The following is a 13,654-nucleotide window of genomic DNA, read 5'->3' as shown; positions in this document are numbered from 1 at the left end:
GGGGCCGGGCCGGGGGCCGGAGTCCGGGGCTACTCCACGCCGATCAGCAGGAGCGCGCCTTGGCGGCCGCCCCGGTAGACGACCGTGTCGACGGCGAGGTATGCCTCGCGCACCCTCGCCTCCAGGCGCTCGGCGACGCCTTCGGGGGCGTCGTCGCCGAGGACCAGGGTGACCAGTTCGCCGCCCGCCGCGAGCATGCGGTCCAGGACGGCCTCGGCGGTGACGGTGACGTCCGTGCCGATCACGGCGACGTCGCCGTCGACGAGCCCGAGGACGTCGCCGGCCTGGCAGATGCCGGCCATGGTCCAGGACTGGCGTTCGGCGACGGCCACCTCGGCGTAGCGGGTGGCGCCGGCCGCCGAGGTCATCGAGACGACGTCCTCGTCGAAGCGCCGGTCCGGCTCGTGCACGGCCAGCGCGGCGATCCCCTGCACCGCGGAGCGGGTCGGGATCAGCGCCACCCGGATGCCCTCCGTGCGGGCCTGCTCGGCGGCCGCGGCCGCGGTGTGACGTAGATCGGCGTCGTTGGGCAGCAGGACGACCTCGCGCGCGTGGGCCCGTCGTACGGCCTCGACGAGCTCACCGCTGGCGGGCGGCTCACCGGGGCGTGCGAGGACCGTGGTCGCGCCGGCCTCGGTGTACAGCCCGGCCAGGCCCTCGCCGGGCACGACCGCGACGACCGCCCGCTGGGCCCGTTCGCGCGGCGGACGCTCGCCCCCGCGCGCGTGCGCGTCGTCGACGCCGAAGTGCGTGATGCGGATCCGGTACGGCCGCCCGGCCTCGACGCCCGCCTCCACGGCGGCGCCCGCGTCGTCCACGTGCACATGGATGTTCCACAGGCCGTCGCCGCCGACCACGACGAGCGAGTCCCCCAGAGCGTCCAGCCGCTGCCGCAGCCGTGCGACGGCCGCGTCCTCGGCCTCCAGGAGGTAGATCACCTCGAAGGCGGGCCCGCCGCCGTCCCCCGGCCCGTCGGCGCAGGCGTCCGGCGGGGCGGACTCCACGCGCGCGTGGACGGGGTGAGCCGGGTGGATCCCGGAAGCGGCCCCGGAGTACCCGGGCGTCTCCCCCGTGAAGGTCTCCACCAGCGCCGCGAGCACCGCCACCAGCCCCCGCCCGCCCGCGTCCACGACTCCGGCGTGCTCCAGGACGGCCAGCTGCCCCGGGGTCGCGGCGAGGGCCGCGCAGGCCCCCTGGTAGGCCGCCCGGGAGACGGTCCCGCAGTCCCCCTCCGCTTCCCCGGCCGCGTCGGCGGCGGCCGAGGCGACGGACAGGACGGTGCCCTCGACGGGGTGGGCGACGGCCTGGCGAGCGGAGTCGGCCGCGTGCCGCAGGGCCAGCCGCAGGCCGTCCCCGTCGGTGTGGGGAGCCCCACGCTCGGCGGCGAGCACCTGGGCCATGCCGCGCAGCAGCTGCGCGAGGATCGTGCCGGAGTTCCCGCGCGCGCCTATGAGCGCGCCGTGCGCCATCGCGTGCGCGGCGTCGGCGAGCGTGGGACCCGTGTCACCGAGGTGCTCACCGACGGACCCGCTGACGGACTCCCCGACGGACTCGCTGAGAGGCGTCGAACCGGCCTCGTACCCCGCGAACACCGCCTCGACGGCGGTCGCCGCCGACTCGACGGTCAGATACAGGTTGGTGCCGGTGTCCCCGTCCGCGACCGGGTAGACGTTGATCGCGTCGATCTCCTCGCGCGCGCGGCCCAGCGCGGCGAGCGCGAGACCGCACCAGGTGCGCACCGCGAGAGCATCGAAGAATGTCTGCGGCACCTGCGCCACCTGCGCCTCCTTGAGCGGCTGGACTGGACGCAGCGTAGACCGAGTCGGCGCCGAGGTCGGTGCCGGGGACGAGGCCCTGAGCAGCCATGGTAGTTTCGTTGTACTGGCGCAGTCGTTGTATGCTGCTCCGGTTGCCCGATCACATCGGGCTCTCCCCCTGGCAGCGCCACTCAGATCCTATGATCCTGATCCCGGCATGCCGGGATCAACCGTAAGTGCATCTGAAGTCTTTGGAGTGACCCGTGGCTGCCAACTGCGACGTCTGTGGCAAGGGGCCGAGCTTCGGCAACAACATCTCGCACTCGCACCGCCGTACGTCCCGTCGCTGGAACCCGAACATCCAGCGCGTCCGTACCGTGGTCGGCGGGACGCCGAAGCGCGTGAACGCTTGCACCTCGTGCATCAAGGCCGGCAAGGTCTCGCGCTGACGTACAGCTAAGCGCGCGGCCACTGCTGGTTCGCTGCATTGAGCCGGTCCACCTGGGTGGACCGGCTCAATGCTGTGCCCAAGAGCAGGCTCAGGACGTACCCCGTGTGAGGTCCCAGCCGTGGTCCACCGGGCCGATTCCCGTGCCGAGGGCGAAGCCGGCCGTGATCGCTCCGGTGACGTACCGCTTGGCCGCCGTCACCGCCTCCGGCACGGGGCGGCCCTGCGCGAGCTGTGCGGCGATCGCGGACGCGAGGGTGCAGCCCGTGCCGTGCGTGTGGCGGTTGTCGAGGCGCGGTGCGCGCAGCCAGTGCTCCTCGACGCCGTCCGTCAGCAGGTCCACGGCGTCGCCGGGGAGATGGCCGCCCTTGATCAGCGCCCACCGCGGGCCGTAGGCCAGCACGGCGGCCGCGGCCTCCCGCAGCCCGGACTCCGACTCGACGTGTACGCCGGTGAGTTGGGCCACCTCGTCGAGGTTCGGGGTGGCGACGGTCGCGACCGGCAGGAGTTTCGTGCGGACGCAGTCCAGCGCGGAGGCGGCCAGCAGCGGGTCGCCGTGCTTGGAGACGCCGACCGGGTCGACGACCACGGGAACACCCGTGTCGGCGATCGAATCGGCGATCAACTCGGCGACCGTCTCCACGAGTTCGGCGGAAGCTAGCATGCCCGTCTTCACGGCCTGGACGCCGATGTCGTCGACGACGCTGCGGTACTGGGCCCGCACCGCCTCCACCGGCAGCTGCCAAGCGCCCTGCACGCCGAGGGAGTTCTGCGCGGTGACCGCCGTGATCACGCTCATGCCGTGCACGCCGAGCGCGAGCATCGTCTTCAGGTCGGCCTGGATCCCGGCCCCGCCGCCGGAGTCGGAGCCCGCGACCGTCAGCACGCGCGGGAGTGCGCTCACGACTCGATGTCCCCGAAGTGGTCCCAGCCGCCCTTGCTGGTCCAGGGCGCCCCGTCGACCGTCACCTGGGGCAGGGCGGACGGGTTGAGGACCTCGCCGATCACCTTCCAGCGGGCGGGCAGCTTCACGTCCGGCGGGAAGGTCGCCACGATCGCGTGGTCCTCGCCCCCGGTGAGCACCCACTGGATGGGGTCGACGCCGACGGCCTGTCCGATGTCGTTCATCTGCGTCGGGATGTCGATCGCGCCGGAGCGGATGTCGATGCGGACCTTGCTGGCCTCGGCGATGTGTCCGAGGTCGGCGATGAGCCCGTCGCTGACGTCGCACATCGCGGTCGCGCCGAGCGCGGCGGCGGCCGGCCCCGCGTGGTACGGCGGCTCGGGGCGGCGGTGGGCCTCGACGAAGGCGCGGGGCGAGCGGAATCCGCGGGAGAGGACCGCGTACCCGGCCGCGGACCAGCCCAGCCAGCCGGTCACCGCGACGAGGTCGCCGGGCTGGGCGCCGCCCCGGGTGATGGGCTCCTGGTTGCGCAGATCGCCGAGCGCGGTGATCGACACCATGATCGTGTCGCCGCGCACGACGTCGCCGCCGACCACGGAGGCCCCGGCGACCTGGCACTCGTCGCGCAGGCCGTCCATCAGCTCCGAGGGCCAGGTGACCGGCAGCTCGGCGGGCACGACGAGGCCGAGCAGCAGGGCGGTCGGCACCGCGCCCATGGCGGCGATGTCGGCGAGGTTCTGTGCGGCGGCCTTGCGGCCGACGTCATAGGCGGTGGACCAGTCGCGGCGGAAATGCCGGCCCTCCAGCAGGATGTCGGTGCTGGCCACGACCCGCCGGTCGGGGGCGGCGACCACGGCGGCGTCGTCGCCGGGGCCTACCCGGACCGCCGGGGTGGTGGTGAGACGGGAGGTGAGCTCCCTGATGAGCCCGAACTCGCCGAGCTCACCAACAGTGCCCTTCATTGTCCTTTCGACCCTTCTGTCCCTGTTCGTGCCCAGTCGCGCGTGACCAGTGTCCTCGATACGGTCGTGATGACCGTCGGCTTCTGTCATGCCTGCACCCCGGCGCGCGAGTCGCGGCCCCCGCAGGTCTCCCCGCGGCGCGCGGCGACGCGATACCGTGGCGTTCCTTTTCCCCACATGATCCTCGTGGCCGCCCTGGAGGTTCCGTGGTACAGGCGTACATCCTGATCCAGACGGAGGTCGGCAAAGCGTCGACCGTCGCCGAGGAGATCAGCAAGATCCCTGGGGTCGTCCAGGCCGAGGACGTGACGGGTCCGTACGACGTGATCGTGCGGGCCCAGGCCGACTCGGTGGACGACCTCGGCCGTATGGTGGTCGCCAAGGTCCAGCAGGTGGACGGGATCACCCGTACCCTGACCTGCCCGGTCGTGCATCTGTAGCCCCCGTCTACGCTTGGCCGGTGAACCTTTTCCGGCACCGGCCAGTTGTTCTGCCCTCGCTGGCCCTCCTGCTCGCCGCAGGGGGCTGCTCCTCAGCAGACGGTGACACGTCGGCGGCGGTTCCCAGCCCCTCGGCGACCGTCACCAAGCTGTGCCGGAACCTGGACCAGGCGCTGCCGTCCACGGTGGACGACCTCGACCGCCGGGACCCCTCACCCGCCTCCGCGCTGACCGCGGGCTGGGGGAACCCGGCGATCATACTGCGCTGCGGTGTCGAACGACCCGAGAAGATGAGCGATCCGGAGGCCGACGGGGTGGAGGTCAACGGGGTCGGGTGGCTGCTGGAGAAGCAGGAGAACGAGTCGTTCCACTTCACCACGACCCTGCGCAGGGCGTACGTGGAGGTCACGATCCCCAAGGACCGCACGGCGGACGGCATGGCGCCGCTGGTGGACCTGGCCTCGGCCGTGAAGAAGGCGATCCCCGAAGGGATCGCCGACTGAGCCTCTGCCCCTTGGGCCCCCTGGCCCCTGGCCTCTTGGCCTCTTGGCCCCTTGGCCCCTTGGTTGGCTAGCGCAGGCCCGTCGACCTGCGAAGCGCCGCCTGTACCAGCCTGTCCACCAGCTCCGGGTAGCCGATCCCGCTCGCCTGCCACATCTGCGGGTACATCGAGATCGGGGTGAAGCCCGGCATCGTGTTGATCTCGTTGATGACGAACTCGCCGTCCTCCGTGAGGAAGAAGTCGGCGCGGACCAGACCCTCGCAGGACGCGGCCTCGAAGGCGTCGACCGCCAGCCGCTGCACCTCGGCCGTCTCCTCGGGCGTGAGCGGCGCCGGCACGAGCCCCGGGGTCGAGTCGATGTACTTCGCCTCGAAGTCGTAGTAGGCGTGGGCGTCCGGCGGCGGGATCTCGGCCGGGACGGAGGCGCGCGGGCCGTCCTCGAACTCCAGGACCCCGCACTCGATCTCGCGGCCCCGCAGCGCCGCCTCGACCAGGATCTTCGGGTCGTGGCGCTGGGCCTCGGCGATCGCCTCGTCGAGGCCGGCGAGGTCGTCGACCTTGGTGATGCCGATCGAGGAGCCCGCGCGCGCGGGCTTCACGAACAGCGGCCAGCCGTGCTCGCCCGCGAAGTCGACGATCTTCTTGCGGGCCGCCGACTCGTCCCGCGCCCACTCGCGCGGCCGGATCACCACGTACGGGCCGACCTTGAGCCCGAAGGAGGTGAACACCCGCTTCATGTACTCCTTGTCCTGCCCGACGGCCGAGGCCAGGACGCCCGCGCCCACGTACGGGACGCCGGAGAGCTCCAGCAGACCCTGGAGGGTGCCGTCCTCGCCGTAGGGGCCGTGCAGGACGGGGAAGACGACGTCGACCTCGCCGAGCGCCTTGGGCACCGATCCCGGCTCGCTGTAGACGACTTCGCGGTTCGCGGGGTCGACGGGGAGCACCACGCCGCCCTCCCGCGACTCGGCGAGCTCCTCGACGTCGGGCGTACGGCGGTCGGTGATCGCCATGCGCTCCGGCGCGTCGGCGGTCAGGAACCAACGCCCTTCCCGGTTGATGCCGATCGGCAGGACCTCGTACTTGGTCCGGTCGATGGCCTTGAGGACGGCGCCGGCTGTGACCACGGAGATCCCGTGTTCGGAGCTGCGACCGCCGAACACGACGGCCACGCGCGGCTTGCGGGACGGCTGCTCAGGGCTCGGCTCAGGGCTCTGGGGAAGGTTCTCGGTGCTCATATCGGCATGAGAGTACCCGGTGGTACGGCCGCCAGTCAGCGTCTGTCCCCCCGGGTTCCCTCGGGTTCGCCCGGGATCGCTCAGCGTCGCTCGGGCTTCGCGCTGCGCGACATCAGCTCCTTCAGGGCGACCACCGGAGGCTTGCCCTCGTGCACGATGCCGACGACCGTCTCGGTGATGGGCATGTCGACGCCGTGCCGCCGGGCCAGATCCAGCACCGACTCACAGGACTTGACGCCCTCGGCGGTCTGCCGGGTGACCGCGATGGTCTCCTGCAGGGTCATGCCCTTGCCGAGGTTGGTGCCGAAGGTGTGGTTGCGCGAGAGCGGCGAGGAGCAGGTCGCCACCAGGTCGCCCAGGCCCGCGAGTCCGGAGAAGGTGAGCGGGTCCGCGCCCATCGCCAGGCCGAGGCGGGTGGTCTCGGCGAGACCGCGGGTGATCAGCGATCCCTTGGCGTTGTCGCCCAGGCCCATGCCGTCCACGATGCCGACCGCCAGTCCGATGACGTTCTTCACGGCGCCGCCCAGTTCGCAGCCCACCACGTCCGTGTTGGTGTAGGGGCGGAAGTACGGCGTGTGGGAGGCGGCCTGGAGCTTTCGGGCGACGGCCTCGTCGGTGCAGGCGACCACGGCGGCGGCCGGCATGCGGGAGGCGATCTCCTTGGCGAGGTTGGGCCCGGTGACCACGGCGATCCGGTCGCGGCCCACCTTGGCGACGTCCTCGATCACCTCGCTCATCCGCATGGTCGTACCGAGTTCGACGCCCTTCATCAGCGACACCAGGACGGTGTCCGGGGCGAGCAGCGGCGTCCAGTCGGCGAGGTTGGCGCGCAGGGTCTGCGAGGGGATCGCGAGGACGGTGAAGTCGGCGTCCCGGGCCGCCTCGGCGGGGTCGGCGGTGGCCCGCAGGTTCTCGGGGAGTTCGACCCCGGGGAGGTAGTCGGGGTTGGTGCGGGTGGAGTTGACCACGTCGGCGAGCTCGGCGCGGCGCGCCCAGAGCGTCACCTCGCAGCCCGCGTCGGCGAGGACCATGCCGAAGGCGGTCCCCCACGATCCGGTGCCGAAGACGGCCGCCTTGACGGACTCGCTCACTTGCTGTTCTCCCCCTCGTGCTCGTGACTGATTTCCACGCCGGTCTCCACGCTCGTCTCCGCGCCGCTCTCCACGCTCGTCTCCGCCTGGGTGCGGCGCCGCTGTTCGATCCGCTCCCGGCGCGGGTCGTAGGGCGTGTCGGGCGCCTTCTCGCCGCGGATCTCCTCCAGCTGGCGGGTGACGGCGGCCATGATGGCCTCGGTCGCCTCCTTGAGGAGTTCCGGGCTCATCTCCCGGTCGTAGAAGCGCGCGAGGTCCACAGGCGGCCCCGCGAGCACGTGGTGGGTCTTGCGCGGAAGGAGGTTGGGCTTCTTGGCGTACGGCGGCAGGAGTTCGTTGGCGCCCCACTGGGCGACCGGGATCACCGGGCACTTGGTCTGCAGGGCGACGCGCGCGGCGCCGGTCTTGGCGGTCATCGGCCAGCCGTCGGGGTCGCGGGTCAGGGTGCCCTCGGGGTAGAACGCGACGCACTCGCCGCGCTCCACGGCGTCGATCGCGGCGCGGAAGGCGCTCAGCGCGTCCGTGGACTCGCGGTAGACGGGGATCTGTCCGGTGCCGCGCATCGCGGCGCCGACGAATCCCTCCTTGAAAAGCCCGCTCTTCGCGAGGAATCGCGGGACCCGTCCGCTGTTGTACTGGAAGTGCGCGTACGCGAAGGGATCGATGTGCGAATTGTGGTTCACCGCGGTGATAAATCCGCCGTCGGCCGGAATGTACTCCATTCCATGCCAGTCCCGCTTGATCAGAACCACCAGCCAGGGTTTGCAGAGGACCGCTGCGAAGCGGTACCAGAAGCCGATTCTGCGGCGGGGCACGCGGACACCTTCCTCTAGGACTTCCTGCCGGACTTCTTCCGGAGCCTGGGGCCGCACAAGTGTCGCGCCGGGCCGCCGGTCTGTCGAGAACACCGTACGCCCGCCCACCGGACCGACGGATGGGCCGGGTGACAATGGCCGCGACAAGAGAGGAACGGTACGCCGGTGCAGTGGACCCTGGTCATACCTCTGAAGCCCTTGGCGCTGGCCAAGAGCAGGCTCGCGGACACCGCCGCCGACGCGCTGCGCCCCGGCCTCGCCCTGGCCTTCGCCGAGGACACGGTGACGGCCGCCCTGAGCTGCCCCGCCGTACGGGATGTGGCGGTCGTCACGGACGACGTGCTGGCCAAAGCCGCCCTGGCGGCCCTGGGCGCGCGCATCGTCCCCGACGAGCCGCGCACCGGACTGAACGCCGCCCTCGCCCACGGAGCGACCGCGGTGCGTTCGCTGCGCCCCGATTCCCCGCTCGCCGCCCTGAACGCCGATCTCCCTGCTCTTCGCCCACTCGAATTGGCCCGGGTCCTCGACGCGGCGGCGGAATTCCCCCGCGCTTTTCTTCCGGATGCCGCCGCAATCGGCACGACGCTTCTCGCCGTGACCCCCGGCCGCGAATTGCTCCCCGCATTCGGCACGGATTCCCGCGCCCGCCACCGCGCCTCCGGAGCCGTGGAACTCCGTCTAGACGCGGTCGATTCCGTACGGCAGGACGTGGACACCGGAGAGGATCTGCGGGCGGCGCTCGCCCTGGGGGTGGGTCCCCGAACGGCCGCGGCGGCCGCGCGTCTGCTGATCCCCGGGCAGTAGGCTGCGCCCATGCAGGCGACCGCATACACGTACGACCCCGACAGCCGCAGCGGACAGGTGCTGCTGGACGACGGCACTCCGGTGCCCTTCGACGCGCCGGCGTTCGACGCGGGCGGGCTGCGGCTGCTGCGGCCCGGACAGCGGGTGCGGATCGAGACCGAGGGCGACGGGGACGCACGGCGCGTCACCCTCGTGACGCTGCAGACCTTCTGAGCAGGCCCGCTGAGCACCCAGTCCGGCAAGGGGCCGGACACGCCGCGGGCCGGACTCCGTGAGGGAGTCCGGCCCGGCGCGTGAGTGCCCCTGCTGCCTTGTGTCTAGCGGGCGGTGGTGGCCTTCTTGGCGGTGGTCTTGCGCGCGGTCGACTTCTTGGCCGGGGCCTTCGTGGCCGTCGCCTTCTTCGCCGGGGCCTTCTTGGCCGTCGTCTTCTTGGCCGCGGCCGTCTTCGCGGTGGTGGTCTTCTTGGCGGCCGCCGTCGTCTTGGTGGCCGTCTTCTTCGCGGTCGCCTTCTTGGCGGTGGCCGTGGTCTTCTTCGCGGCCGCGGTGGTCTTCTTCGCCGCCGCAGTCGTCTTCCTCGCCGCAGCGGCCTTGGTGGTGGTCTTCTTCGCGGCGGCCTTCTTGACCGTCGCGGAAGCGCCGCCGGTCAGGCTGCCCTTGGGGGCCTTCTTGACCGCGACCTCGCCGCCCCGCGGGAGCTTCTTCGAGCCGCTCACCAGGTCCTTGAAGCCCTGGCCTGCGCGGAAACGCGGCACGGAGGTCTTCTTGACCCGAACCCGCTCGCCCGTCTGGGGGTTGCGAGCGTAGCGGGCCGGCCGGTCGACCTTCTCGAACGAACCGAAGCCGGTGACCGAGACCCGGTCTCCCGCGACGGTCGCGCGGACGATGGCGTCCAGGACCGCGTCGACGGCGTCGGCGGCCTGCTGGCGGCCGCCCACCTTGTCGGCAATCGCTTCTACGAGCTGCGCCTTGTTCACGTCTTCCCCTTCGGAGACATTAGCCAGAACGAAACTGTTCAAGCTTTTTCGCACGTTAGGCAGATATATACCGCAAATCAAACACGAAACGGGCTAATCACCCTTGTGCCGCAACGAACTCGGCTGCTCCGGAGGCGATCAGTGGTCCCCTTCGGGCATTCGCCCCTCGTCGAGGTCCGCCATGAACCGCTCCAGACGCCTTGTCGCATCGGCGAGATCGTGCTTGGCCGCGGCCGTAATGACCAACAGCTTCCGGGTCAGCGCCATCCGTACGCCCTCCGGGACTTGCAGTGCGCGCACTCTTGTGTGCGCTTCCTTGAGTTGGTTCGCGACCGCCGTATAGAGCTCGAGTTGGCCGTCGTGTTCCATGCACAGATTGTGCCATCTGGGGCGAGTTGTCGCCCGCCCAGGGGGCAACTGCCGCCTCAAACGGCCGTCCGGGCACTTCCGGCGATCGTTTCCACACCAGGCGCGTACCCCGGCAACAACCGTCCTAACGTGGGAAGTTGGGAGGAACGGTGGAGAACTGCGGGGCCGAACGGGTGCAGACACAGCCGTACCCCCGATCGGACCGATCGGGGGTACGGCGGGGGTGTCGCGGTGGCCGAAACTCGACCCGCTGCGAAGCCTGAAGGACCAGAGCCGGCGGATCGAGCCTGCCGGATCGGACCCGAAGACCGGGCCCGAAGACCGGGCCCGGCATCAGACCTGGCGGCTCAGACCTGGACGGTGCGCGGCTTGTGCGAGGGGCGCTTGGCCTCGTACGCGGAGATGTCGCCCTCGTTCTGGAGGGTGATGGAGATGTCGTCCAGCCCGTTCAGCAGCCGCCAGCGGGAGTTCTCGTCCAGCTCGAAGGAGGCGGTGATGCCCTCGGCACGCACTTCGCGGGCCCGGAGGTCGACCGTGATCTCGGCCTGCGGGTCCTGCTCCGTGAGCTCCCACAGCGCGTCCACGATCTTCTGCTCGATCACCACCGTGAGCAGGCCGTTCTTCAGCGAGTTACCACGGAAGATGTCGGCGAAACGGGACGAGATGACCGTCTTGAAGCCGTAGTTCTGCAGTGCCCAGACGGCGTGCTCGCGCGAGGAGCCGGTGCCGAAGTCGGGGCCGGCGACCAGAACGGTCGCGCCCTGCCGCTCGGGGCGGTTGAGGATGAAGGACCCGTCCTTGCGCCAGGCCTCGAACAGCCCGTCCTCGAACCCGTCCCGCGTGACCTTCTTGAGCCAGTGAGCAGGGATGATCTGGTCGGTGTCGACGTTGGAGCGGCGCAGCGGGACGGCCCGGCCGGTGTGCGTGGTGAATGCTTCCATGGCTTCTCAGACTCCAGCGGGCGTACGGGTCTCGGCGTCGGACAGGTCGGCCGGGGAGGCCAGGTGGCCCAGGACGGCCGTCGCGGCCGCGACCTGCGGCGACACCAGGTGCGTACGACCGCCCTTGCCCTGCCGGCCTTCGAAGTTGCGGTTGGAGGTGGAGGCGGAGCGCTCGCCCGGGGCCAGCTGGTCGGGGTTCATGCCCAGACACATCGAGCAGCCCGCGTGCCGCCACTCTGCGCCGGCCTCCTTGAAGACGAGGTCCAGGCCCTCGGAGACGGCCTGCAGACCGACCCGCGCGGAGCCCGGGACGACCAGCATCCGTACGCCGTCGGCGACTTTGCGGCCCTCGACGATCGCGGCGGCGGCCCGCAGGTCCTCGATGCGGCCGTTGGTGCACGAGCCTACGAAGACGGTGTCCACCTTGATGGAGCGCAGCGCCTGCCCGGCCTCCAACCCCATGTATTCCAGGGCCTTTTCGGCGGCGAGGCGCTCCGAAGCGTCTTCGTACGAAGCAGGGTCGGGGACGTCCGCCGAGAGCGGCGAGCCCTGACCGGGGTTGGTGCCCCAGGTGACGAACGGCGACAGCGCGGCGGCGTCGATGACGACCTCGGCGTCGAACTCGGCGTCGTCGTCCGTCTTCAGCGTCTTCCAGTACGCGACCGCGGCGTCCCAGTCCTCGCCCTCGGGCGCGTGGGCGCGGCCCTCGAGGTAGGCGAAGGTGGTCTCGTCGGGGGCGATCATGCCCGCGCGGGCGCCGGCCTCGATCGACATGTTGCAGATGGTCATCCGGGCCTCCATCGAGAGCTTCTCGATGGCGGAGCCGCGGTACTCCAGGATGTAGCCCTGGCCGCCGCCGGTGCCGATCTTCGCGATGATCGCCAGGATCAGGTCCTTGGCGGTGACGCCGTCGGGCAGCTCGCCGTCGACCGTGATGGCCATGGTCTTGGGGCGGGCCAGCGGCAGCGTCTGGGTGGCCAGCACATGCTCGACCTGCGAGGTGCCGATGCCGAACGCCAGCGCGCCGAAGGCGCCGTGCGTGGAGGTGTGCGAGTCACCGCAGACGACCGTCGTGCCGGGCTGGGTCAGGCCCAGCTGCGGGCCGACGACGTGCACGACACCCTGCTCGACGTCGCCGAGCGAGTGCAGACGCACCCCGAACTCGGCGCAGTTCTTGCGCAGCGTCTCCAGCTGGGCGCGGGAGACGGGATCGGCGATCGGCTTGTCGATGTCGAGGGTCGGGGTGTTGTGGTCCTCGGTGGCGATGGTGAGGTCGAGACGGCGCACCGGGCGGCCGTTCTGACGCAGACCGTCGAAGGCCTGGGGGCTGGTCACCTCGTGCAGCAGGTGCAGATCGATGAAGAGGAGGTCGGGCTCGCCCTCGGCGCGCCGGACGACATGGTCGTCCCAGACCTTCTCCGCGAGTGTCCTACCCATCGCTTTCCCTCCGGCCGGCCATGACGCGCCGGCCCAACTAGAGATCTTGTGGAGGCGACGCCCACGCCCCTGTACCCGGGCACCCGCCGCCAGGCCCGTCGGTCTTCGGGCCGCCATGTGTCCAAGGGTTGCGCGTCTCACGGAAAAATGAACTTGCGTTTCACAGAGTGAGACGGGAGTATCGTTGCATGGACAACAGTAGCGGCGTCGGCGTCCTGGACAAGGCAGCCCTTGTCCTGAGCGCCCTGGAGTCCGGTCCGGCCACCCTCGCAGGCTTGGTCGCTGCCACCGGACTCGCACGACCCACGGCCCACCGGCTGGCCGTGGCTTTGGAACACCACCGTATGGTGGCGCGCGACATGCAGGGCCGTTTCATCCTCGGTCCCCGACTGGCCGAGCTGGCCGCGGCCGCCGGCGAGGACCGTCTCCTCGCCACCGCGGGCCCGGTGCTCACGCATCTGCGCGACATCACCGGCGAGAGCGCACAGCTCTACCGCCGCCAGGGCGACATGCGCATCTGCGTCGCCGCGGCGGAACGCCTGTCCGGCCTTCGGGACACCGTCCCGGTCGGCTCGACGCTCACCATGAAGGCCGGCTCCTCGGCCCAGATCCTGATGGCCTGGGAGGAGCCGGAGCGCCTGCACCGGGGCCTGCAGGGCGCCCGCTTCACCGCGACGGCCCTCTCGGGCGTACGACGCCGTGGCTGGGCCCAGTCCATCGGCGAACGCGAGCCGGGCGTCGCGTCCGTCTCCGCGCCCGTCCGCGGCCCCTCCAACCGCGTGGTGGCCGCCGTCTCGGTCTCCGGCCCCATCGAGCGCCTGACCCGCCACCCGGGCCGCATGCACGCCCAGGCGGTCATCGACGCGGCGGGCCGCCTGTCGGAGGCTTTGCGCAGGACGGGCTGACACGGGACACCGGACACGCTGACGCCTGACGGGAAAAGGGCCGGCCTCAACGCCGCGGCAGGCCCTT

General features: G+C 71.2%; 16 protein-coding genes. 6 read left to right on the top strand and 10 right to left on the bottom strand.

Features of this window, described 5'->3' with window-relative positions:
- Positions 1-29: 29 nt before the first annotated feature.
- Positions 30-1,778, bottom strand: coding sequence for a DAK2 domain-containing protein (locus OG562_RS30595; RefSeq protein ID WP_266403596.1), 1,749 nt, complete (start codon positions 1,776-1,778; stop codon positions 30-32).
- A gap of 242 nt (positions 1,779-2,020) precedes the next feature.
- Here OG562_RS30595 and rpmB point away from each other — a divergent pair, with 242 nt between their 5' ends.
- Entirely contained in the window at positions 2,021-2,206 is a 186-nt protein-coding gene (rpmB, locus tag OG562_RS30590) for a 50S ribosomal protein L28 (protein ID WP_013000438.1), read from the top strand.
- Positions 2,207-2,296: 90 nt separating this feature from the next.
- Here the strand turns inward: rpmB and thiD are convergent, their stop codons facing one another.
- Complete coding sequence (gene thiD / locus OG562_RS30585) at positions 2,297-3,109, bottom strand: bifunctional hydroxymethylpyrimidine kinase/phosphomethylpyrimidine kinase (protein ID WP_266403592.1); 813 nt, start codon at positions 3,107-3,109, stop codon at positions 2,297-2,299.
- Entirely contained in the window at positions 3,106-4,071 is a 966-nt protein-coding gene (locus OG562_RS30580) for a thiamine-phosphate kinase (RefSeq protein WP_266403590.1), read from the bottom strand. Before OG562_RS30580 ends, thiD begins: the two co-directional genes overlap by 4 nt.
- Before the next feature lie 206 nt (positions 4,072-4,277).
- On the opposite strand from OG562_RS30580, the gene OG562_RS30575 reads away from it, so the two are divergent.
- Together OG562_RS30575 and OG562_RS30570 are read left to right on the top strand one after the other, a co-directional pair.
- Entirely contained in the window at positions 4,278-4,511 is a 234-nt protein-coding gene (locus OG562_RS30575) for an Lrp/AsnC family transcriptional regulator (protein WP_266403588.1), read from the top strand.
- Positions 4,512-4,531: 20 nt separating this feature from the next.
- The gene (locus OG562_RS30570) at positions 4,532-5,014 is read left to right on the top strand and encodes a DUF3515 domain-containing protein (protein WP_266403585.1); all 483 of its coding nucleotides are present in this window, start codon (positions 4,532-4,534) and stop codon (positions 5,012-5,014) included.
- Positions 5,015-5,081: 67 nt separating this feature from the next.
- Here the strand turns inward: OG562_RS30570 and OG562_RS30565 are convergent, their stop codons facing one another.
- The 3 genes from OG562_RS30565 to OG562_RS30555 form a co-directional block, all read right to left on the bottom strand.
- Positions 5,082-6,251, bottom strand: coding sequence for a D-alanine--D-alanine ligase family protein (locus OG562_RS30565; RefSeq protein WP_266403583.1), 1,170 nt, complete (start codon positions 6,249-6,251; stop codon positions 5,082-5,084).
- A gap of 80 nt (positions 6,252-6,331) precedes the next feature.
- Positions 6,332-7,342 carry an NAD(P)H-dependent glycerol-3-phosphate dehydrogenase gene (locus OG562_RS30560; RefSeq protein ID WP_266403581.1) on the bottom strand — a complete coding sequence of 337 codons (1,011 nt, stop codon included), beginning with the start codon at positions 7,340-7,342 and terminating at the stop codon, positions 6,332-6,334.
- Entirely contained in the window at positions 7,339-8,157 is an 819-nt protein-coding gene (locus tag OG562_RS30555; protein ID WP_266403579.1) for a 1-acyl-sn-glycerol-3-phosphate acyltransferase, read from the bottom strand. The genes OG562_RS30560 and OG562_RS30555 overlap by 4 nt, the downstream gene beginning before the upstream one ends.
- Positions 8,158-8,322: 165 nt before the next feature.
- Here OG562_RS30555 and cofC point away from each other — a divergent pair, with 165 nt between their 5' ends.
- Together cofC and OG562_RS30545 are read left to right on the top strand one after the other, a co-directional pair.
- Positions 8,323-8,961 (top strand): 2-phospho-L-lactate guanylyltransferase, encoded by a 639-nt coding sequence (gene cofC / locus OG562_RS30550; protein ID WP_266403576.1) that lies wholly within the window; start codon positions 8,323-8,325, stop codon positions 8,959-8,961.
- 9 nt (positions 8,962-8,970) lie between these two features.
- Complete coding sequence (locus OG562_RS30545) at positions 8,971-9,174, top strand: hypothetical protein (protein WP_266403573.1); 204 nt, start codon at positions 8,971-8,973, stop codon at positions 9,172-9,174.
- Positions 9,175-9,278: 104 nt separating this feature from the next.
- Here the strand turns inward: OG562_RS30545 and OG562_RS30540 are convergent, their stop codons facing one another.
- The 4 genes from OG562_RS30540 to leuC form a co-directional block, all read right to left on the bottom strand.
- On the bottom strand, positions 9,279-9,935 hold the full coding sequence (locus OG562_RS30540) for an HU family DNA-binding protein (protein WP_266403571.1): 657 nt from the start codon (positions 9,933-9,935) through the stop codon (positions 9,279-9,281).
- 138 nt (positions 9,936-10,073) lie between these two features.
- Positions 10,074-10,304: a hypothetical protein gene (locus OG562_RS30535; protein WP_266403569.1), complete on the bottom strand. Its 231-nt coding sequence runs from the start codon at positions 10,302-10,304 to the stop codon at positions 10,074-10,076.
- A gap of 347 nt (positions 10,305-10,651) precedes the next feature.
- Positions 10,652-11,245, bottom strand: coding sequence for a 3-isopropylmalate dehydratase small subunit (gene leuD / locus OG562_RS30530; protein ID WP_266403567.1), 594 nt, complete (start codon positions 11,243-11,245; stop codon positions 10,652-10,654).
- Between the two features lie 6 nt (positions 11,246-11,251).
- Positions 11,252-12,682: a 3-isopropylmalate dehydratase large subunit gene (leuC, locus tag OG562_RS30525; protein WP_266403565.1), complete on the bottom strand. Its 1,431-nt coding sequence runs from the start codon at positions 12,680-12,682 to the stop codon at positions 11,252-11,254.
- Positions 12,683-12,870: 188 nt separating this feature from the next.
- Between leuC and ndgR the strand changes: the two genes are divergently transcribed.
- On the top strand, positions 12,871-13,587 hold the full coding sequence (ndgR, locus tag OG562_RS30520; protein WP_028806673.1) for an IclR family transcriptional regulator NdgR: 717 nt from the start codon (positions 12,871-12,873) through the stop codon (positions 13,585-13,587).
- The last annotated feature ends 67 nt before the right edge of the window (positions 13,588-13,654 follow it).

It is taken from the genome of Streptomyces sp. NBC_01275 (assembly GCF_026340655.1).
Taxonomy (GTDB): Bacteria; Actinomycetota; Actinomycetes; order Streptomycetales; family Streptomycetaceae; genus Streptomyces.
Note: the sequence above shows the minus strand (reverse complement) of the source record. Positions and strands in the feature narration are given on the sequence as shown.

Bases quoted from the DNA above. Each gene is read 5' to 3' on its own strand.
- leuC (WP_266403565.1), bottom strand. From the start codon at position 12,682: ATGGGTAGGACACTCGCGGAGAAGGTCTGGGACGACCATGTCGTCCGG.
- OG562_RS30535 (WP_266403569.1), bottom strand. From the start codon at position 10,304: ATGGAACACGACGGCCAACTCGAGCTCTATACGGCGGTCGCGAACCAA.
- OG562_RS30545 (WP_266403573.1), top strand. From the start codon at position 8,971: ATGCAGGCGACCGCATACACGTACGACCCCGACAGCCGCAGCGGACAG.
- OG562_RS30565 (WP_266403583.1), bottom strand. From the start codon at position 6,251: ATGAGCACCGAGAACCTTCCCCAGAGCCCTGAGCCGAGCCCTGAGCAG.
- ndgR (WP_028806673.1), top strand. From the start codon at position 12,871: ATGGACAACAGTAGCGGCGTCGGCGTCCTGGACAAGGCAGCCCTTGTC.
- OG562_RS30580 (WP_266403590.1), bottom strand. From the start codon at position 4,071: ATGAAGGGCACTGTTGGTGAGCTCGGCGAGTTCGGGCTCATCAGGGAG.
- leuD (WP_266403567.1), bottom strand. From the start codon at position 11,245: ATGGAAGCATTCACCACGCACACCGGCCGGGCCGTCCCGCTGCGCCGC.